Raw genomic sequence first — 21,711 nt, 5'->3', positions numbered from 1 at the left:
CTCATTTAATTTTTTGGCTGATAATTTAGCGGATTATCGGTGCGAAATGGCATGGCAGGCAAACCATCTTTATTATAAAAATTGGGTTGTGCAGCTTCATCCCAGGCAAACCGAACGGCTACCGGTTTTTTAACTGATGGTGCCGAAAGCATAACCCGGTTATCAACAATCATGGCATTGGCGGGCACAAACTTATTATCGGCCCCGGCAATGATAAAATGTGATAATGGCTTACCGTTATTGCTCATTAAACCCTTACCTACATGGTCAAAGCTCAACACAGCCTGGTCGCGGTCTACTTTCATACCGGCATATACCGGGCCCGAATATTCGATCTTGAAACCATAGGTTTTAGCCAGCGCTACCAGCGCCAAACGCCGGCCAATTTCCCATTTAAAGGGTGGATGGATGTTCTTTAAATCATCGTTTAAATCGGTAGTTACAATCATGCCCGTATGCGGTATTTTTAATACCTGCGCCTGCGCTTCCCTAAATTGGGGCAAGGTTTCGTTAGTAAACTTTGGATCTTTAGAGTTTAAGTAAGGCGCTAACTGTACGTAGTAAAACGGCAAATTTTTGTTTTGCCACAGGCTGCGCCAGTTATTAATGAGCACCTGCATTTTGTAGATGTAGTTAAGGGGTTCATCTACGTTACTCTCGCCCTGATACCATAAAAAGCCCTTAATGGCAAAGGGTGCAAGGGTTTTTATCATGGGATAATAAAACTTGCCATGATCGGCACTTACCTTAATGGTTTTAAAATAAGGTTCGGCATTGTAAGCCGTGGTATCTATCCAGGGCTCAATGCGGCTTCCGCTTACTGCGGCAGAGATCATTCCTACGGGTACTTTTAACTCTGCCTGTAATTTTTTGGCGAAAAAGTAACCTGCTGCAGAAAATTCGCGTAACGCCGAATCTTGCGCTACGCTCCAGCCGCTGTGCGTGGAATCAGGTTTTAACTGGCGTTTGCGGTCGACCAGGAAAATGCGAATGGATGGATTATGCGCACGTTCCACTTCATCAATAGGCGAGTTTGCCGTACTGGTATCGGGCCGGTTCACCTTACTGTTCTTACGCATTTCGTATTGCATATTGCTTTGGCCCGAGCATACCCAAACCTCGCCTACTAATATGTTGGTGAGAACGATCTTATTAGAACCCGAGATAATCAAACTTTCGCCTTTGGCAGATGCAGGCATAGGCGCTAACCAAACTTTCCAGTTGCCGGCCGTATCGGGCATAGCGGTTTTGGTTTGCTTACCAAACTTTACTGTCACCCTTTCGCCTTTAGCGGCCTTACCCCATACGGGTACTTGCTGGTTACGCTGCAGCACCATGTTGTTACCCAGAATTTTGGGCAACACTACGGTAGCATTGCTGCTTAGGGCGCTTAAACAAGCAGCCAGCGCAAGCCCTAATACTCTATGATGTTTAACAAACATTAATTAGCCTTTGTAGTGAACGATTTAATGTAGAATGCTGCCTCTTTAACCGGTTCGCCGGGTTTGGCCAGGTCGTAGCTTTGATCGGTAGGTGTATCGGCATCCGGGAAACGGCGTACATCGCCCGTACGGAACACCACCCGGCTCACACTGGTTAGCGGTGCAAACATCAGCGAAGGCGAAAGTTCCTTGCCGTTCACGTTCATGGTGTAAAAGCGTGTATCGGTGTTCAGTTTCAGCTTAATGGTATACGCTGTACCGGCCTCATACTTCATGAAGTTTTTGTACCGATAACCCGATTTAGCCCTGAAAGTACCCGTAGAATCAAACATTAAACGAATACCGGGCTGTCCCTTGGCATCCTGAAATTCAATATCCAATTGTCCGTTGCTATTTTGTGCCGGAGTTATGGTAAATTCTGTTTCCAGCTTTTTAGATTCGGGCACTACCCGTTCGGCCTTAGCGTAATCGTACCGGTCCCAGTCTTTCAGGGTGAGGCTTTTGCTGCCATCGGGCGCTTTTTCAATGCTTACAGGTGCCCATTGCAGGCTGTAAGTATTCCATTTGTCCAATTCGCGGCCGGCAGGCAGTTGGTTAAAATCTTCGTTGGCATGTGCGGTGGCAATCTCGGTTAAGGGTACAGGGACAGATGACACCCAAATATCTTCTTTATTCATGCTGTAAGTAACCCACATTTTGCCATCGGGCGGAAAGCCGTTTCCCTCTTCAATACCACGCACATACTGCGGTCCGTAAGATTTATAATTGCCGCCATAGCGCATAGGCGAAATTTCGCCGTTAATAAGCAGCAGGTTTGTATAATTCAGACCATCCTTACTTACTGATGCAGCCAGCGGCCAGCGGTACTCTGATGGATTATACACCGTGGCGTAGTTACCATCGCTGGTGCGTTGTCCCCAAATTTTAGCCGCTGCGTTTACGAAGCGCGGTGCACGGGTAGCGTTAGGCCAGGTCTTGCCATCTTTACTAATGGCCGTAAGTGCATTTTTCCATAACCCAACTACGCGGCCATCGGGCAGGTGGTAAAAGTTAAATGCCTTATACTCTTTATGCAGAGGGATAATAGGATCTTTACGGTCGGTTTCTTCGGCCCATTGCATCATCATGAGCGGATTAGCCATCAATTCATCGCAAGCCTGTACAAAACCCTTGTCTTTGCTGGTAGTATAGAACGGATACGACGTATTGCTTTCGTTCCATTTTGGATTGTAGTGAATAAAATAGATGGGGCCGTATCTACCGTTCGGCAATACCTCGCGCACTACGCGGCCAATGCCCTGGCCATCGTTAGGGTCGTCGTGCTCGTCCAACACTATTCCGTAAAAACCAAGTACCAGTAAACGGTTTGATTTAGATTTGTAAAAACCCATGCGCTGGTGCATAACCGATATGAGATCTTTAGCTACGCCTTTATTGCCTTCTTTGGTGGTACCGTCGGGAATTTTGTATTGCGGAAAAACCACCTGGGGTTTGGTCCAGGTGCTACCGTCTTTAGAGGTTAAAACCAACGTTTGTCCTGGTGGTACGCTCTCTCCTACTTTATCGCTCAGGTATTCTACATAAAATGTCTTGTTCCAGTAAGCCAGCATAGGCGCATGGTTGTAAGTAAAACCAAAGCCATCGGCTTGTTCGGGATGCTCACGATTGGCACGGAAAATTTGCCTGCTGTGTACGCCAATTACCGGACTCAATTGCCCGTGATGATAATCGACATTGGCTACTGTATTGCCTGTATAACGCACAGTGTCTTGTGCGGAGGCATTTTGCCAGCAGCAGGAAACGGTTAAGATATAAAGGAGCTTAGTATATTTATTCATGGGTAGTTGCTGTAATTTATTGGCCTATGCTCTTCCTCAGCTGATCGAGCGTTTTGCGGCTTACTTTGAGTATGGTGCCATGCTTGTGCCCTTCGGGAATGATGACCTGGTTTGATACATCTTTAAACGTTTTGAAGTCGGTAGTTTGCATAGCACCGTATTTTTTTAGACGGTATGAGTCGTAATATATTAACCAGTTTTTACCTGCTTTTACGGCATTAGGCCCTTCTGAAAATGGTTCGGTAAAGCGCTTGCTGTAATTGCTGTAAGGCCCTAATGGATTTGTACCAAAAGCTACCAGTATATTGCGATTAGGGCGGGTATTGTCTTTCATGACGAGCACATAATCTTCATGACCACGCTTCAATATCTGTGCGTCAATTACGCTGAAACCCGGGTCGAGAAAAAGCTTAGCCGGTGCAAAGGTTTTGAAATCGGTAGTGGTGGTGTAATACAGCCGGTGGTTATTGTTCTCGTCCTCCTGACCCTTGGGGAAACGGAACGGAACGGTGGATGCCCAAACAATAATGTACTGTTTGGCTTCATCATCATAAAAAATTTCGGGTGCCCAAACATTTACGGTAGTTGGCTCGGTGGTCATAATATTAATATGCTGTTGCGGCGACCAATTAACCAGGTCTTTTGAACTGGCGTAACCAAAGCCCTGCTCACCCTTCCAGCCGGTTGTCCATACTAAACGAAACGTGCCATCGGGTCCTTGCACCATGGATGGGTCGCGCATGATCTTGGGATTGCCCGCCTCGGGTTTAAGGAAAATGTGGTTCATATCCGTCCAGTGGCAAGCATCGTAGCTGTACAGCATGCGCAGCCCTTCGTTAGCGGGTTCGTGAAAAGACGTGAACAGGTAGGCGCTTTTGGTGGTGCATGAGGTAATTGACAACGCCATTAAAAATGTCATTGCGAGGAGTGATAACGACGAAACAATCTCTTTACGCTGATTATTAGCGCACTGGAATTTCCGCGCTATTGCTCGCAATGACATGTGCGGTCTGGCTCTATTATTAACGGTTTCCATGCTCCCTATCCTATTAAACAGCATCCAATATGAGCACCCAATCGTTACCGTTTTTAGGTTCGCCCGGCGGGTTAAAGCTGATGGTTTTAGTTTTAGCTTGCGTTACACCGGCAGTAATTACTCCCGTACGCGGGTTAAACCACGATGATTTAATTTTATTACCGGGTAAGCTATTAGTGTTTACGACGAACTTTTTACCTGTATAAGTGTAAACAAAGGCATAGTTTTTTCCACGGGTAGCCAGCAGGTAATTGTAGCGAGTGCCCTGCTTGCCTGCAATTAAAGATTGATCGGGCATGCGATCATAATACGAACGCGATAGCATCAACTTTTTCAGATAGATCATCTGTTGAGCACCGGGATCATTAATGGATTGGTACCAGTATTCTTTAGAACCGTAAGCGCTGCCTTTATCGGTGCGTTTGTGCATTTGCATTACATCGTTATTGCCATACGTATAACCGCATGCTCCGGCAAAAACTGACCAGTAGCCATAACGGCGCACATCGGCAGCTTTCCAGCGGGGCAGCTTTACATCGTGCAGGCCGTAAGGTATTTTTTCGTAAGACGGTTCAGCATCCAGCGTAGGTTTAACGGGTGTTTTGTTGTAATCAACGTTTACATATTTCCAATTGTCCTCGCCATACTTCAAGTCCTTTTTAGACGTATCTTGTGCATAAGTACGGTGACCTGATTGAAAAGTGTTAAAATCTAACCATTTCTCGTTATGAAACCAGGTGGATGATTGTGTGCGTCCGCGCGGGTGGTATGTGATGAGTTTGTCGGGGTTCTCAGCACGTAAGGTTGAACCAATGGTGTTCCAAACCTTGGTACTGTCGCTGCCGGCAATATCGCCACCGTTCATCCAGATCACGTTGCTGCGGTCTTTGTATCGTTTGGCTAAAAAGTCGGCGTAGACTTTAGCTTTATCAGCAGGAACATCATGGTTTTTAGACTTTACCACCGAGCCCCAAACCGGCACCAGTGCCATGTATAGACCTTTTTGAGCAGCCAGGTCAACTATGTAATCTACATGGTCCCAGTAATCGTATTCAGTAGCGCTTGCAGGGTTGCTGCCCTCGGTTACTTTTGGCTTGGCAATGTTGCTGGCTACAAGTGCCGAGTCGCCATAAAAATTGGTCTCTTTAATATCGTGAATTACCATAACCTGTATCACGTTAAAACCTTGCCTACGGCGGGCTTCCAGGTACTTTTCGGCTTCGGCGCGGTTCAGTTTGGAAAACAACAGCCAGCCGGTATCGCCCAGCCAAAAGAAGGGCTTATTATCTGCAGTAAAATAGCGGCTGTTTTCAGAGATTTTAATACCAGGTAACACCGCCTGTTTAACCGGTATAAAAGCTAATCCAACAGTCGCTAATAGCAGTACTATATAGGTGATCTTTTTAAGCATGATATTAAATACGTTTTAGCCATAATACAGCCGGACCATTAGCTGCACTGCTCCAGTTGGTAAATTTTGAGGCTTTCATTTTTTTAGGCGCAGCCAATGTGCTACCGGTTTTCGGGTCAATCCAGCTAACCTGGTAAGTAGCGTTGGGGTCTAAGGTAACCGGGGTAACGGTAGTATTATTACTGTATATGATATAACCTTTAGCCGGGTTGCCTAAAGTCCACTGATCTTTGGCTCCGTTTAATTCAATGGCTTTCATAGATGAGGCATCGACAAGCATAGCTGGATTAACGCCTGTAGGCAGGTTAGGCAACGAGCCACCAGCCATGAAGGCTGCCCAACCAAACTTGTCAAAGCTATCGCCCGAATAGATCACTGCTTTAGCCGGGTATTTTTCGCGGTACTCATGCACGGCACGATACACCTGCTCAAACGAGGTTACCTTAGGTTTAAACTGACGGGCTTGCTGGCGCGGTGCTAAGTTTTGACCACCTGCTGGTGCATAAGCCTTACCATCGGCCTGGTAGTGCCAGTAACGGATATCGATTACATCAATGGCCGATGACCGTGCGGGGTCAGCCAGGATAGCGTCCTGCACATCTTTGGTCGTGCTCAGGCCGATGATTTCTTTTTTACCTTTTTCTTTTTCCCATTCCTGGATGGTTTCCACCCAAAACTGTACAAAATGTAGCGGACCGGTAAACTCTGCCCCTATCATCTGGATGACGCCGTTATTACCCACAAAGTTATCGAGGTTTTGACGGATGAAAGCCTGGTGCAGTTTACGGCGCACCGGGTGCGTTTCATCGTAAAACTGCTCGGCCATGAACAGGCGCTTATCACCAGCATAAGGCACAGGCTCAGGGAAACCGGTATTGTTGATATTGTTAACCGGTCGCCACGGAAAATCGGCGTAATGCGCACCGGCTTCTATTATATTGTGTTGAAAATAATTTTGATTGATGAGCACCAGCCCTTTTTGATCGGCCAAACTGGCAAACTGTTTCAGGCGGTTCCAGTACCATTTATTGTAAGTGGTAATGTCATATTTGCTTAGGCCATCCCAGGCGGTTTCCTTACCGCTGCGGGCAAAAGGTACTTCATAAAACGGCGGCCAAACATCTCCATCAATTCGGCGGATACGTTCATGATCGTCACGGCGACGTTCGTACCAAAGCGCATAATTTTGCTCAAAGCCTACTAAATGCTCCTTTTGCATCTGGTTAGCAACATCGCTTAAATCATCGGTTAAACCGGTACCCGTACGGCCCGGTACCCAGCGAGTAAGTGCGGGCTTTGCTCCCTTCTTAAGAAACGTCGGTTCAATTGAGCCGTTCCACCAGGGCGCTTCCTGGCGCATACCGCTTAACACAGCATCGCCACGCACCAGCCAACCATTACTTACTTTCATTCCACCAGCCATTGCAACGGCAGTTGGTTCTTTAAAACCAATCTGATCAATAGTTTTTACGCCAGATAGATTGACAGGGATAGGATTACGCTGCGGAACTTCATCTATCCAGTCGCTTATGGTAACGGCCGGCTTTACGGCTTGCGCGGTAAGTTTAGCCGCAACCTCAACTGTTGGACTGCTTGATGCATCGGTTTCGATGTGTAAAATATCGGCTTGCTGGGCTACATCCCTGCCTAAACGTTGCTTTAGCTGGGCATAGTAAAAGCTGCGAGGCTCGATGGAGTTATTAGAATCGCCCCAGTAACCATCGCCGGCAAATTGTGCCCAGGTACCAAAGGCCCAGTTTTGAGCGGTGGGTGGAGCAAAGCAATCTACACGGGCGGCGCTGCAATTCCAAAATAAACTGTTGGCCGCTGTCCAACCGGCACCTTGGCCGTCTTGTCCACGGTTCATGTAGCTAAGTGCCTGTCCGTCTATATTGATCACATCAAACAAAACGCCCGATGCCCAGCTGTCAATAGCACCGCTAAAACTGTATGATTGCGACGCCTGGCATTGTACAAAGGCATTAGGCCCAGGCGCACAGTAACCCGCGGCAAAATCATGAAATCCCTGCTCGCTGTATAAACGCTGAAACAGTGTTTGGCCTCCCATCGTCCAAAAAGTATTACGGCGCTGGCCGCCAATTTCAGATATGGGCGTTAACGCTTTGCAATCTTGTACGGTGATGCGGTTACCAGTTTCGAGTACAAAAACGGCCGAACCAGCGAAGTGCTCAAATGTTACCTGGCGTACCCAGGCATCGCTAACATTCTCTAAGGTAACAGCCATCCACCGATGGGCTTCGTCTTTAGGGTTTGTAGTATCATAAGCTGATTGTAAACGTAAGTTTTCTATACCTATTTTTTGTATACGACCGGCCCACTTGTATGAAGTAACAGTCGCGCCACCAAAAGCTGCATCTAAAGCAGTAGTGATGGGCGCATCAATGGTAATAGCATTGCCCGATACAGCCGTAATGGTTCTATCCCAAATAATATCACGTTCGCCGGGTTTCCAGCCAAGGGTGGTAATGCCGCCACCAAAGTGATCGGTACCTAAAGTATCTATCCAGTTTTTGGTGCTGGGTCTGCGAATGCTGATATGGTCGCCGGTTTTAAAATTCCCACCAGCTACATGAAAGGTGGTTGCATTAACGGGTACGTAAGCATCAGTCACTTTAATGGTATCGCCATATACGCGGTCGTCTTTACCAGCTACGCGGATGAATGTTTCACGGTCGGTACCGGCAGCCACCAGCGTTGTGCCGTTAGCTTGCATACCGCTACCCCGAAGCACCACGCCCGAAGCATTTATTTTTAAACTACCAGCAATCTCATAAGTTCCTTTTTCTAAAAGCACAGCGCCTTTTAAACCATTTATGCCTGTAGGCAATGCAGCTACATAATTAATGGCAGCCTGTATGCGCAAGGTAGCATCGCCCGGTTTTACGGGCACTACCACTTTAACAGGCACGTTGGGTATAGCTTGCTCAGATGCCATGTAACCGCAATAAGAGTAATCGGGAATACGATCACTCTTAGCGTTGGCAGCATAAATAAGTTTGCCATCTTTTTCCACCGATACCGGCGGCTGAGGTTTGGCTTTTTTATTTTGGGCCCATGCGGGCGCATGCATACACATGCACCCTAACATGCAACCAACCAAAAGTTTTCTATATCTTTTCAATACAATATTGATAGTTATATCTCTAAAATTATTTAGCCGAAGCCGGGCTTTTTTCGCCTTTAACAGCCAGCGTGTTCAGGTAAACCTCAATGTTACTGTAACCGCCGCCGTTTTTAGCCATTGCAGGCGAGTCGGCAGCATTTTTAGGGTTTAAGCCATGTGCTGTTTCCCAGGCATCTGGTATACCATCGTTATCGGTATCTTTATAAGGCGTACCTTTATAATCAGGATAACCACCAACCTGGCTTGGATCGGTAATGATACCTATCTTGTAAGAGTCGATAGGTAAGCGGCGATGCTCGAACTGTGTTTTAGGCAACTCCACTCCTTCTTTATATTCAATTTTACCTGTAACCACCTGTTTAACAATGCGGGTATCAACAGCATCGCGCACCGGAAGCGTGGCACCTGCATTGGTTAACACAAATTTACGGGCATCACTGGCAGGCAAAATTTTTACGGAAGGCATCGGGAATGGCTTGTTCCATTTCATGTAGTCTTTATACGGACCGGTATCTGGCAGTTCGTCAACCTGTACACCACCAGCCCAGTTATCGGCCGTAATTTTAGGGTAACCCTCCATTACATTTCCGTTAACATACGCCATACCAAATACGCGTTCTTTTAATTTTGAACGGCCTGACTCTGGTTTCAAAATTCGGTGGCCAACGTTGTTATCTTTAGGTGTGGCCGGTCCGGGTTGAAAGTAGTTGTTGATGATGTTAAACTTAGCTGTGTAATCGCCGCCATCCATTGAACGGTGTACCCAGTTAAATATCACGTTGTTCACGAAGTTATATATTCCGTTCCATCCTACTGATGGATTACGACCGGTATTATCGGCCCAAAGGTTACGCACCAGTAAGCTATTTTCGCCACCGGTGGTACTGCCAAAAGCATGGTTCCAGATATCTAAGGATTCGGAGTAGATACAGTTAGAAATAGTAACATTTACTGTACCTAATTTTTCTTCTTTAGAACCATCGCCCGGATCAAACATGTGGCGATAGATGGACATGTTTTCATCCAATCCCCAGCTGGTAGAGCAATGATCGATAATAATGTTACCCACGGGGTTACCACCCAAAGAATCATCGCGACGGCCTACGTTGGTTTCGCCACGGCGGAAACGCATATAACGTAAAACAACATCATGTGTGTTAATCCAAACCGATTCGCCTGCTACGCAAACGCCCATTCCTGGTGCCGACTGCCCTTCAATGGTAATATAAGGTGCCCTGATAATTAAAGGACTTTTAATGCGGATAATTCCTGATACGTTAAAGACAATGATACGTGCACCACCTTGCTCGCAAGCCCAGCGTAAAGTACCCGGACCACTATCGGCCAAACTGGTAACTACATAAACTTTACCGCCACGACCACCGAAAGAATGTGCGCCGCCACCTTCGGCACCAGGGAAAGCCAATATATCAGACTGAGGCAAATCGTTAGGACGTGCAGCCCATGGAATGTAAGGTTTGCCGTGGCGCATATCGTAATCAACGGCCTTGTAAGCAACTTTCCAGGCCGAATCAGACTTGCGTTCGGCTTCCTTCATCATAGCTTCGCTTTGCGACTTAATATCAGCAGGTATTTGAGGGTATTGCGCAAATGCCGGTTTAGCAAGTGCAAATGCAGTACCTAACAAAAGCAACGGAATCTTTTTCTTCATTTTTCAGCGTTTAATGTTGTTATCAAAAAAGCTATAGTGCGCGCCAGTTATCCGGCTTGCAATATTCAGCAGCTTTGATTTTAATTACGAACAGGGATATTTAGGTAATATCAGGTTTTATATAATGTTCTTGTCCAAATATGCGATGTGTGCTACACTAAATTATATAAAATGTTAACAAAGTAGTATAGCATATTACCATTACCCCTAAATAAAGCTATATTTAACAGTTATAGCAAAGTTGTTACATTTAGCCAATAAATGGCTTTAAATAACTCATTGAGCGCGTTTTAATGTAGTTTAGGCGAACATGGCCTATTTCCTAAATTGTTAAAATCATACAAAAGCAAAAAAGGGAAGTATTTCTACTTCCCTTTTCTTTGTGACAAATACCATTTATTTTAATGGGTCAAATCCACCTAAATCCCATCCATTTGTTTGGATAATAGCGGGGTTATTTGTGATGGTTGCCGGCGGTATACCAAAGAAAACATAATTACTCTGCCAATTCAATGGATATTTTGTGTCAAGTTTCCTGTTAACTTTTACATCAAAAGTATTGGCGTAGAGGTCGTCCATGCTGGTTGCGTCGCGAGTAGCCTTAGCATAGTCTGTTGCAGGTACAGTTTTTAAAGATATTGTAATACCGTAACGGGCTTTCCGTCCTTCAAAATTAAGTAGCGATTGCGTTTGGTTTCTGCGCTGAAGATCCCAAAAACGTTTACCCTCATACGCAAACTCTACTGCTCGCTCGTTCATGATCGTTTTTATCATGTCATCGCGGTTTAAACCTGCGGTTAAGCCGTAAAGGTTATCAGTACCAGGCTCAATGCCGGCACGCTTGCGGATGGCAATGATATTGGTATAAGCTTCCTGGCCTGCACCTAAACGACCAATTTCGGCTGCTGCCTCAGCTTGGTTCATTAATACCTCAGCATAGCGGATTTCCATCCAGTCGGTGCCACTATTTGCCAGGTCACTTGCATTAGTAATGGCATTGGTTGCTTTTCTCAAATAAAAACCTGTACTGGTTTGTCCTGAGCTTTCGGTTGAAGCAAAGGTTGATCTGTCTGCCTTGGTATAATAAATATAAGTCCAAAGCCTGTAGTTAGATACGCCTAATGTAGGCCAGGTACATCCGTTATAGGCAATGGTCCAGTCAAAGCGTGGGTCGCGATTCTTCCAAAATGTTTGAAGGCTGTAACCGCCCGCGGCCGATTTACCGTACTTAGAGGTCAGGGTGTCTTTACCATCTTTCATAAGGTAATTTCTTACAAAATCCCATGTAGGTTGAGAAGAGCCGGAACCTGCACCTAAATAAGCCGGGCGTACCGACTTGTCATATGTATTAGTGTATCTGGCTTGGTCTGCAATACTGGTGTTATAACCGGTTACCATTACAGCCTCGGGGTTGTTAATTTCGGTAAACCACATATTTGCATAAGCGTTTGTACCACCTCCTGCTCCCGAAGATCCTGTGGAGACAAACAAACCAAATCCACCTTGATTAAGCAAAGTAATTGCCTGCGTACTGGCATCGTAGGCTGCCTGCCACCGGGCTTGATCTCTGGCCGGGTTAAACTGAGGGCTTGCCCAGGTAAGCAAAACACGGCCTTTAAATGCTGCAGCGGCACCGGAGGTGATGTGACCCCAGTCATTGGCGTTAGGCCACTTCGTGGGCAAATATTTAATTGCTGAATCTAAATCTGCTGTTATTTGTGTAATACAAGCCGATGTAGTGGCACGCGGCTGCTGCGCTTCAACTTTGTTATCCTCACCAACCGAAGAGAGTGGTTCAAGAACTAAGGGAACACCACCATAAACGCGTACCATGCTAAAATATTTAAATGCCCGGAAGAATAAAGCCTGAGCTATAAATCTGTTCTTTTGCGCGGTTGGTAATGAGCCTGCACGGCAATCTCTTATGAAGGTGTTAATAATACGCATCTTACCATAAAAGTTAGAGTTCGTATTAGATGTGCCTATCGAACCCTCGTCGGCGCTGGTAGCCACTCCCTGAAGAAACCTGTTGTCTCCGGTGGTTTCGTCGGTAAGGCCAGTTAACGAAACTGGTATTGTACCACCATCGGCACCGTTACCACCCCAAGTTGGAAGGTTTTGGCCGTAAAGATAATCTACCGCCTGTTTGGCTAAAACAGAGTCACTGTAAACCTGACCGGCAGTACCTTTGCCTTCATCAACTTTATCAAGCACTTTTTTACAGCTTGAAAACAACGCCGTTCCTGCAAACGCTGCTAAAATTATATAATTGATTTTCATCGTTTTATTTTTAAAAGCCCACATTTAGACCGAAAGTGTAAGATTTAACTAAAGGATATTGAAGGAAATTGGTTGCCGGATCGCGCCATCCGTACGGATTGTAGAAGTTGACGGGATTAACGATGTTAGTATATACGCGTATATCGCTTACACCAACTTTAGTAGCCCATTTTTTAGGCAATGCGTAAGATACATTCAAATTCGTCATGCGGAATTGGAACGAGCTTTCGAGCCAAATATCAGAAGTCACATCATTCATACCGTTTCTGCCAACATAGTAAGGGCTTGGCAAAGAAGCATTTGTGTTGCTGTAAGTCCAATAATTACCCGGAGCCCAAAAAGACGGACGGTTTTGCAAAGGAACAGTACCGTTTCCATTAAACGCACCGCCCAACGGGTTAAGTGCATCGGCCTCAAGCATGCTTGCACCACCCCAACCTAACGTAGTAATTACCTGTACACTAATTCCTTTGTAAGTACCACCAAAATTTAATGCGCCACCGTAATGGTTGCTTGATTTGGGTTTGATATATTCTAAATCGGCATCGGTAATTTTACCATCCGGAGCGTTGTAACCACCAGGTGCAGCGGCATTTTTAAGACCTCTTACATCTTCGTACACTAACATACCGGGTCTTGGCGCAATATTATTAAGGGTATAGCCAGGATGAGTTGACATCCATGCATCAACATCTGATTGTGTTCTTAAAAATCCGGCATATTTGTATCCAAGCAACCCCATATCACTTGAGCGGTTAATTCCGTCAAGATACGTTCCGGCAACACCGGCAGACTGATCTATCCTGATGTTTTTATTATCGCTCCAGCTAAAGTTTGCTGTAACATAATAACTTGCATCTTTACCTATACGGTCGCGCCAGGTGGCCGAAACCTCTGTTCCAAAGTTATTGCCTACAGCAAAGTTTTCAATAGGAACAGTTGCTCCTACAACCAATGGCGTAGACGAGGTTAAGCTGCCGAGACCGTTGTAACGATGATCGAGATAACCATCTATGCTCAAAGATAGACGGCTCCTTAAGAACTGCATATCAAAACCTAAGTTGTACTTGTTAACACTATCCCAGCGCACATCGGGGTTGGCCAATGCAACAGATTGGTAAATGGCCAGTCCGCGATCATTATTGCCGCCAAACACTGCAGATTTTCCGGTTTGACCAAAGTTGTAGTTTTCTGCATAAAGAAAAGGCTTGGTATTATCGGCTCCTAAAAAGCCAACCGATGCTCTCACCTTTAACAGATTCATGAATTTAACATTGTCCTTAAAAAAGCCTTCTTGCGACACAACCCAGCCAGCCGAGAATGCAGGGAAGTATCCCCAGTTTTTACCCGGTGCAAAGTTTGTGTTACCATCGGCACGGAAAACACCTTCAAACAAATATTTATCATCGTAGCTGTAGTTCAATCGACCGGCAACAGCCTGGCGACCGTAATTACTAATTAAGCCATTGGCTTGATTAACATTTTGTGCTCCGTTGGTAAAGTTCAGGTTATCAAAACCTCCCTGCAAAACACCGTTCGCAAATGCTTCAATACCTTCACGAAATTTTTCTTGTTGCTCGTATAAACCTAAAAACGTAATGTCATGCTTACCAAATTTACGACTGTATGATGCCGTAGTAGTCAACTGGTAATCGTTTGCGTAACTTGGATTGAAACGGATAAGATCACCATTGCTTTGCTTTAAATCGGCGTTCAGAATTGCGCCGCCGGGAATGTGGTTATTTTCTCCCAAACCGGCAAACTGCGTAAGCGTGTAACTGGTTCCAACTTGTTTTGAAAATGTGTTGGTAATTTGCCTGTTATAGTTGGCAGATAAACGCAACCCTTTTACGAACGGAACGTCATAAGTAATGGTTGGGTTGATGTTAAGTACGGTAGGCTTGGTTAATGAATAATCATTTAGTTCCTCTACCGCTTGAAAGTAGTTAAAATTTTGAAGCACGTTACTACCCGTGTTACCTTGCGGCCCTGTAGGCAACGCGGCTCTTCCATTAATGAAATATTGAGTCCACGGCGCTACCGTAAGTAAGGTTCTGAAATCGTTATCCGGATTTTCGGAACCTTGTTTGAAGTACCTGATCTTGGAATTATTTATAGATCCGCTGAGTGATAAAGCAACCTTTAAGCCATTTGCTACTTTGGCATCAACACTGGCACGATAGGTCCACCTGTTACTACCAACGCCGGCAAAGTTTGAATTTTGACTGGTGTAAGTAGAACTTGCAAAATAGGTAACTTTATCACTACCGCCACTTACATTTAGCGTATGACGCTGCGTTATTGCAGTGTTAAAAGCCTTTCTTAGCCAATCTGTATTGTTATCGGGATTATTAAAATAGGCTAACTCGTCGGGAGTATAATAAGCCAAATTTCTTGTAGGGGCACCACCGGGTGTAAGCGGGCTTACATAACCGCGATCATCAATGGTTTGATTGTTTGCAATGATCGGAGTTGCGTTGTAATCGTTATAAAACTGCGCCATTTGACCACCAGATAAAACATCAGGGATTTTAACAGCGGTAGAACCTCCATATGCGCCGTTGTAACTCACCTTAGGAGCGCTATTTTTCCCTCTTTTTGTTCTTACAACAATGGCTCCATATGCACCTTGTATACCATAAATAGCTGCAGCAGCATCCTTTAAAACAGAAATGCTTTCAACCTCACTCTGGTCGAGATTATTGAATGCAGCCGCATCACGGAATACATCATCAATAATAAATAACGGCCCAGGATTATTAGCACCGTTAAATATCGTTGGGTTACGAACAGTTAAGGTGGTTGAGTTAGACGTAGGCCGTGCATTACCACCAGATACACCAAGCCCGGGAATTTGCCCACGTAATGTAGATGCCAGGTCTGTTGCAGGAATATCCTGAATTTGTTTGGTATCTACCGTTGCGATGGCACCCGTTAATGAAATTCTCTTTTGAGTTCCGTAGCCTACTACTACAACGTCGTTCAGGTTGGTTTCGGCCGAGGGTACCAGTTTGGCGTCAAAGTTATTTTCGCCTACCCTCAGGGTACGTTCCTGGTACGCATAACCTACGTATTTAACCATAAGCACCACATTTTGGGTGTTAGTTACGGTGATGCTATACTTTCCGTTCACGTCCGTTTGTGCGGCTGCCGTGCCTCCTTTAACCTGGATAGTTACGCCTACAAGCGGTTCGTTTTTATCGCTGCTGGTAATGATACCGGTTATGGTGCGCGTTTGGGCAAACACCGATCCGGCAATTATAGACAGCAATAAGATTAGTAAAAATTTCTTCATCTCTTAATTGTTGTGATTTATTTAATTGGGTTTATCTTCTTCTAATGATGGTGGACAATTGCGTTTAAGCCATATATATGTTATTTATGTGTGTTTCACTTACTGCTTTTTTGCTTCTTTCTCTTCTTTAAGCCGGGCCATCCAGGCAGCCTCTTCTTTCTTCATATCAATGCCCTGTGCTGACAAGTAATTATTGATGCGGCCTTTATATTTCCCAAACCAGCCATGTTTTTTCTCTGATGATTCGGCATCCATAGCATGTTCGCGTGCTTCGGTTAACCATGCCAGAATTTGGGCTTTTTGCGGTTCGGTAAGGTTAGGCATCATGCTGTTGTAAGCTGTCATGGTCACATTCAGCACGTTATAGGTCATGCCATCCTTAACCTGGTCTATTTGCATTGGGGTTAAACCGGCTTTGGCCAAACTTTTTAAATACTTTGGATGAAGCTTATCGATTTTGGCAGTTATTTCCTCATCCAGTTTTTTAAGTTTAGCGGCGGCGGCTTCTTTATTGTCGCCGGTTTCGGCTTTAATGGTTGCCTTATTGTTATCGCGAAGCAGATAAATATCATTCAGATCGCGGTATTGCCTGGCAATAATATCGGTAACCAGTAAAGCCTTGGTAGAGTCTGTAGGGTTTAAGCCTTTCACTATTTTGGCCGAGCGTTCAAAGATCACTTTACGGTAGGCCATTTCTTTTTCTACCGGTGAGGTATTGTCTTGCGCTATAGCAGGCACTACTTTAAAAAACAGGGCTGCAATAAATAATATATGTGCTATCCTTTTCATGGTTATGTCTTAGTTATTAGAAGTAGAAAAACTCACATCGCCGCAGAAGTGCACTTTTATGCCTAATTCCTGCAAGGCGGCGGCCTTTATGCGGCAAGCCTGATGTGCTTTGGGTTCATCAGTAGCGTATACTACCTGTATATGGTTGGCTTTATGTTGTGCCATTAATTGGTTACGCGAAACGCCTTTCAACGTAGCGTTCATAATAGGCCATTGCGGTGTGGTTAAATCCCAGCGGCGTTGTGTTTCGGCCTCGGGTAATAACACCGACTCGCCTACGCCTAAATCGCAATGCAGTTCGTTGTTCATCACATATATCCGGCTCCAAACAATGTGGCCGGGTTTACTGATCCCTTTCAGGCTGCCCCCTCCCATACGGAAATACATAGCCGGCTGCCTGTCGCTCGATGCGCCTTTGTAGCCGTTTATAAAATGCGCCGGCGGTGCTGCGCCCGAAATCAGGAATACCCAAACAAAATCATCAATACCATCTCCGCTAAAGTTTTCGCCCCAACGAAGATCGTGCAGCGTGGTTTCACCGGGCATGCCCAGTTCTTTCCATAAATGGTAGGTTAGTAAAGCATCGATACCTGCACATTCATCTACCTCATTAAAGTGTGGTAAAGCTTCACCTGCATACAATTCTCTACCGTCGGCAGCATACACCGACGGACGGTCTTGATTATTTAACAAACCCTCTACCAGGTCACTGGCGGCGGTTAAATCTTTTAAGCCTTGTTGATATTGTATACCTATGGTATCGCAGCCAAATTCATCGGCTATGCGCAGAGCAGCAATGTACATTTTGCATTGCTCCAGGGTTTGCGCCTCGGTAAGTTCTGTTTCTGGATTGGTGCCCCAGTTAAACTTCATCCCCTTTTGCAACAACCAGTTGAGCACCTGTTGTGCTTCATTGTCTGTTACTTGCTGCATGGCAGCGTATAGGGACGATTGACTTAAACGTTCTTTAAAGATGCCCGTGGCATGTAAAAGATCATCGGGCACTATCGCGTTGAACATACCCATGCAGCCCTCATCAAACACACCCATTATGGCTTTATTGTGTTTAAGTCTTGCACCAAATGCCTTACCAGTTTCTTCATCTGCCGCAGGGATGCTCACAGCATCATAATCCATTACATGGCTTAAATCATGTTCAACCGCACCGGTTTGCAGCCATTGGGTAAGTTTTTCGGTAAAAAAGCTGTCGGTAAAATCTTCACTCCAAAGGGTACTGTACTTTACGCCGGCTTTGGTTAGCGAGCCGTTTAAGTTTAACATGCCAACTAGGCCGGGCCAGGTACCGCTCCAGTTTGCAACAGTTAAAATGGGGCCCTTATGAGTAGTTAAACCAGCTAAAACATGGTGGGTGTATTGCCAAACACTTTCGGCCACTATTATAGGTTGATGAGGATCAAGGTTGCGGAATACCTCAATTCCCATTTTCTGGGAATCAATGAAACCGTGTTGTTTTTGCTCATCATAGGTATGTGCACGTTTAACGGTGTAGCCTTGCTTTTCAACAGCAGCATTTAGCAGGGTTTCCATTTCCTGTTGTGCGGCCCAACAATTTTGATTGGCCGATAAACGGAGATCGCCGCTGGCAACTAATAAAATTTGCTTATTACTGCTTGTATTTAACATAGTTCTATATAAACCAACCAGTGTTTTAGTTATTTTACAAATCAATTGAGGCATCCCGAAAGTGCTAACAAGGAGTTAGTTAAAACACTCTTTCGGGGCAAACACGCTAAAAAACCTATTTAAGTAATTTATGATGCTTTTGAAAAAATCGATTTATAAAATGTATGGCTTTACCAACTGGTTAGTACACAAATATCAATTATCACATCACCGTTTTTTTACAGCTTTTTATCAACTTATTGTAGGATATTATCAATGACGCAAGCCATCTTTTGGTGTAAGTTGTACACCCTCATGGTGATATTCTCATTATAATTCGACATCATAATTGTCAGACACTTCACCATCGTTAGTAATTTGATAATATTAAAGCAAAAGCGTAATTGATTAAATAATTTAATTGCTTAAATCATGCAAAAGCATTAAAACGTTAAAAGGTAATATTATACACTACTAAGAGGAAATCGTATCTGCGGACTTATTCAACCCGACATTGATTAGAAAGTGCTAAATGCTTACCTGATTTATTTGAATTTGTTGTAGTAAACGCTCGTAGTTTTGGTACAGCTTATCAATACCTTGTTTTTTTTTCAGGTTGAAATCACCCACATCGCGCCTCATAAAGGTGGATATATGTATTCCTCGCATTTGTAAATAGTACTTCGATGATGTCGGATACACATCGTGCATAACATCCATATGATCAACTAAAAACTGTTGTACCAGATCTACTTCTTTCACCAAAGACGCATCATTGTAATTGTTGCACAACCAAACTATAAGTTCGGGAAAGTAATTGCCTTGTATGCAAGACAACCCTGCCGAACCTGCCTTTAACGATTCAACTGAATGCGCCATGTACGCGTCATACAAACCAAAGCTTTTAAAAGGTTGTGTAACCTCAATTTTAGCTTTAATTTGTGCTATATCCAAACTGGTGTCTTTATGGTAAATAACCCTGCCGGTCGAAACAAACTGCTGCAATTGCTGGGCAGAAAGCACTCTTTTATAAGGCACCGGACATTCGTAAAAACCAAGGGGTACATTATCGGTAAGTTGCAGCAGTTGCTCAACCCGTTGATTGAATACGGCATTGGACTCGTCATTGCCGGCCAGCAAGCCGGTAATTGCAATTACGGCCTGTACGCCGGTGTCATAAACCTCTTTTACAAAATTGGCCTGATCTTCTACAGGGCCACCAAAAGTTCCGGTAGCTACCACGGGCACAGTGCCGTTAGTAGCTTTTACTACCTGGTTAATGATGGCAATACGTTCTTCATTATCCAGCTCAAACATCTCGCTCGACAGGCAGTTGGCAAACAGCCCAGAAGCGCCGGCTTGTAAATAGTATTCGGTCAACGAGGTTAGTGCATCAAAATCAATCTTGCCAGTATCGGTAAAAGGCGTTAGCATAACAGGTATGAAACCTTTTTTTGCGGAAGCTGGGGCAGTTGTCATGTAGTTATATATATAGGTAGTTCTTTATAATTCAGAGACAGGCGGCGTAATAGGTGCAAAGCCTCTTTTAATTTTAGTAATAAATATCCCGGTTAAAAAGATGGTTAGTGTGCCTATTACGATTACCATATTTTGATGAAGCGTATTGCGTAAGGCGGCGTAATTTTCGGGCAGCAACGGAGAAAGCGTCATCCAGACTATAACCAACAGGCCAATAACAACAGCTATAAACGCCTCGTGGTTACGGCTTTGTTTACTGATGATGCCCAGCAGGAATAAGCCGAGCATGCCACCGGCAAAAATACCTGAGAGCTGCCACCACACATCCAGCACGCTCTTTACCCCTATCATGGCAACACCTGCACATACACCGGCTATACCAACAATGGTAGTTGCCCAATGTAGCAGGCGCATGTTTTGCTTTTCGGTAATATGTTGGTTAATGTATCGTTTGTAGATGTCTTCCGAAAAAACTGTAGCCGATGCGTTCATGCCCGAGCTTATGGTACTCATAGCTGCCGAAAGTATGGCCGAAACAATTAATCCTACCAGCCCTACCGGTATTTTTGTAACCATAAAGTTGGGCATTACCTTATCGCCATAATCTTCAGGTTTTAGTTTTGCGGCAGTTTTAGCAATTTCCATGGCCGATGCCGAACCCGGCAACCGCTCAACAGCTACCTGGTGACGGATGGCTTCGGTTAATTCGGGGTGGATGTTGTAATAAGCATATAATGCGGAGCCAATGATGCAAAACAACAATGAAGCAGGTACATACAACCATACGCATAACCATATAGATTTTACCGCTTGCTTTGATGATGAGGCCGTATGGTAACGCTGCACATAGTTTTGATCCATACCAAAATTATTAAGATTGATAAAAAAGCCATAAAGCAACACTACCCAAAAGGTAGATTGCTTAAAATTGGGCAGGTAGCTGCCTAAGCTGAATTTACCATCCCTCCCGCCTATCTCCGCTATCTTGCTTACACCGCCCGGCATATTGGTAATAATGATGTACAAAATGAGCAGCGCGCCAAACGTTTTTACGATGCCTTGCACCACCTCGGTCCATATAACGGCTTCAATACCGCCCAGTACGGTATAAATGATGATACAGATCCCCATACTAATGATAATCATTTTCATACTAAAACCGGTAAGTGCCTGGAGACTTAGCGCTATACCGAAAAAGATGGAACCCATGCGGGCCAGTTGAGTTAACAGGAAGCAAATAACGGCATAAGTACGTGCCCAGGCACCAAAGCGGTGTTCGAGGTGGGTATAAGCCGAAATCTCGCCGGTATTACGGTAAAATGGCACAAAATACCTGGCAGCAATCCAAGCGGCCAACGGCATGGAGATGCTGAAGACAAAAGCATTCCAGTTGGTGCCGAAAGTTTTACCGGGAACGCCTAGGAAGGTATTGCTGCTTAAAAATGTAGCGTAAATAGAAATACCTAACGCCCAGCCGGGTATACTGCCCGATGCTTTGGTAAACTGATCGGCGCTTTTATTTTTGCGCGAAAAGTAAAAGCCCACCAATAGCATTGCCAGTAAGTAAATGGAAATAACGGCAAGGTCAAGCGTTGGCAAGCTCTTCATTGGTTCAAGATCAGATGTATTTTGGTTTATTGGCAGGCAGCGCAATGAATAGCTACTCCCTTCACAACAAAACTATAAGATAGCGAACACGCT

The 21,711-nt window shown here is 44.8% G+C and carries 12 protein-coding genes; all 12 read right to left on the bottom strand.

Annotated elements, in window-relative coordinates; all coding sequences use genetic code 11:
• Nucleotides 1-5: 5 nt before the first annotated feature.
• The gene (locus IEV61_RS14470) at nucleotides 6-1,442 is read right to left on the bottom strand and encodes a sialate O-acetylesterase (RefSeq protein ID WP_229747149.1); all 1,437 of its coding nucleotides are present in this window, start codon (nucleotides 1,440-1,442) and stop codon (nucleotides 6-8) included.
• A complete protein-coding gene (locus tag IEV61_RS14465) occupies nucleotides 1,442-3,280 on the bottom strand; it encodes a sialidase/neuraminidase family protein (protein ID WP_188417750.1) in 1,839 nt (612 codons plus the stop codon). The genes IEV61_RS14470 and IEV61_RS14465 overlap by 1 nt, the downstream gene beginning before the upstream one ends.
• A 16-nt stretch (nucleotides 3,281-3,296) precedes the next feature.
• Nucleotides 3,297-4,199, bottom strand: coding sequence for a glycoside hydrolase family 43 protein (locus IEV61_RS14460; RefSeq protein WP_188417749.1), 903 nt, complete (start codon nucleotides 4,197-4,199; stop codon nucleotides 3,297-3,299).
• Between the two features lie 130 nt (nucleotides 4,200-4,329).
• Entirely contained in the window at nucleotides 4,330-5,727 is a 1,398-nt protein-coding gene (locus IEV61_RS14455; RefSeq protein WP_188417748.1) for a glycoside hydrolase family 140 protein, read from the bottom strand.
• A 4-nt stretch (nucleotides 5,728-5,731) separates the two neighbouring features.
• Nucleotides 5,732-8,818, bottom strand: coding sequence for a DUF6298 domain-containing protein (locus IEV61_RS14450; RefSeq protein WP_188417747.1), 3,087 nt, complete (start codon nucleotides 8,816-8,818; stop codon nucleotides 5,732-5,734).
• A 79-nt stretch (nucleotides 8,819-8,897) separates the two neighbouring features.
• Nucleotides 8,898-10,544, bottom strand: a complete 1,647-nt coding sequence (locus IEV61_RS14445) for a polysaccharide lyase (RefSeq protein ID WP_188417746.1) — start codon at nucleotides 10,542-10,544, stop codon at nucleotides 8,898-8,900.
• 396 nt (nucleotides 10,545-10,940) lie between these two features.
• Nucleotides 10,941-12,824: a RagB/SusD family nutrient uptake outer membrane protein gene (locus tag IEV61_RS14440; RefSeq protein WP_188417745.1), complete on the bottom strand. Its 1,884-nt coding sequence runs from the start codon at nucleotides 12,822-12,824 to the stop codon at nucleotides 10,941-10,943.
• Nucleotides 12,825-12,834: 10 nt separating this feature from the next.
• Nucleotides 12,835-16,119, bottom strand: coding sequence for a SusC/RagA family TonB-linked outer membrane protein (locus tag IEV61_RS14435; protein WP_188417744.1), 3,285 nt, complete (start codon nucleotides 16,117-16,119; stop codon nucleotides 12,835-12,837).
• A gap of 99 nt (nucleotides 16,120-16,218) precedes the next feature.
• Nucleotides 16,219-16,908 carry a DUF3826 domain-containing protein gene (locus IEV61_RS14430; protein ID WP_188417743.1) on the bottom strand — a complete coding sequence of 230 codons (690 nt, stop codon included), beginning with the start codon at nucleotides 16,906-16,908 and terminating at the stop codon, nucleotides 16,219-16,221.
• 9 nt (nucleotides 16,909-16,917) lie between these two features.
• Entirely contained in the window at nucleotides 16,918-18,552 is a 1,635-nt protein-coding gene (locus IEV61_RS14425; protein ID WP_188417742.1) for a fucose isomerase, read from the bottom strand.
• Nucleotides 18,553-19,059: 507 nt separating this feature from the next.
• Nucleotides 19,060-20,010, bottom strand: a complete 951-nt coding sequence (locus IEV61_RS14420) for a dihydrodipicolinate synthase family protein (protein WP_188417741.1) — start codon at nucleotides 20,008-20,010, stop codon at nucleotides 19,060-19,062.
• 24 nt (nucleotides 20,011-20,034) lie between these two features.
• A complete protein-coding gene (locus tag IEV61_RS14415; protein WP_188417740.1) occupies nucleotides 20,035-21,618 on the bottom strand; it encodes a sodium:solute symporter family protein in 1,584 nt (527 codons plus the stop codon).
• Between the last annotated feature and the right edge of the window lie 93 nt (nucleotides 21,619-21,711).

The organism is Mucilaginibacter galii (assembly GCF_014635825.1).
Classification (GTDB): Bacteria; Bacteroidota; Bacteroidia; order Sphingobacteriales; family Sphingobacteriaceae; genus Mucilaginibacter; species Mucilaginibacter galii.
The sequence above is the reverse complement of the archived record's forward strand: the minus strand, read 5'-3'. Positions and strand labels throughout refer to the sequence as shown.

Bases quoted from the DNA above. Each gene is read 5' to 3' on its own strand.
- IEV61_RS14455 (WP_188417748.1), bottom strand. From the start codon at position 5,727: ATGCTTAAAAAGATCACCTATATAGTACTGCTATTAGCGACTGTTGGA.
- IEV61_RS14450 (WP_188417747.1), bottom strand. From the start codon at position 8,818: ATGCATGCGCCCGCATGGGCCCAAAATAAAAAAGCCAAACCTCAGCCG.
- IEV61_RS14445 (WP_188417746.1), bottom strand. From the start codon at position 10,544: ATGAAGAAAAAGATTCCGTTGCTTTTGTTAGGTACTGCATTTGCACTT.
- IEV61_RS14460 (WP_188417749.1), bottom strand. From the start codon at position 4,199: ATGACATTTTTAATGGCGTTGTCAATTACCTCATGCACCACCAAAAGC.
- IEV61_RS14415 (WP_188417740.1), bottom strand. From the start codon at position 21,618: ATGAAGAGCTTGCCAACGCTTGACCTTGCCGTTATTTCCATTTACTTA.
- IEV61_RS14465 (WP_188417750.1), bottom strand. From the start codon at position 3,280: ATGAATAAATATACTAAGCTCCTTTATATCTTAACCGTTTCCTGCTGC.
- IEV61_RS14430 (WP_188417743.1), bottom strand. From the start codon at position 16,908: ATGAAAAGGATAGCACATATATTATTTATTGCAGCCCTGTTTTTTAAA.
- IEV61_RS14440 (WP_188417745.1), bottom strand. From the start codon at position 12,824: ATGAAAATCAATTATATAATTTTAGCAGCGTTTGCAGGAACGGCGTTG.
- IEV61_RS14425 (WP_188417742.1), bottom strand. From the start codon at position 18,552: ATGTTAAATACAAGCAGTAATAAGCAAATTTTATTAGTTGCCAGCGGC.
- IEV61_RS14420 (WP_188417741.1), bottom strand. From the start codon at position 20,010: ATGACAACTGCCCCAGCTTCCGCAAAAAAAGGTTTCATACCTGTTATG.
- IEV61_RS14435 (WP_188417744.1), bottom strand. From the start codon at position 16,119: ATGAAGAAATTTTTACTAATCTTATTGCTGTCTATAATTGCCGGATCG.
- IEV61_RS14470 (WP_229747149.1), bottom strand. From the start codon at position 1,442: ATGTTTGTTAAACATCATAGAGTATTAGGGCTTGCGCTGGCTGCTTGT.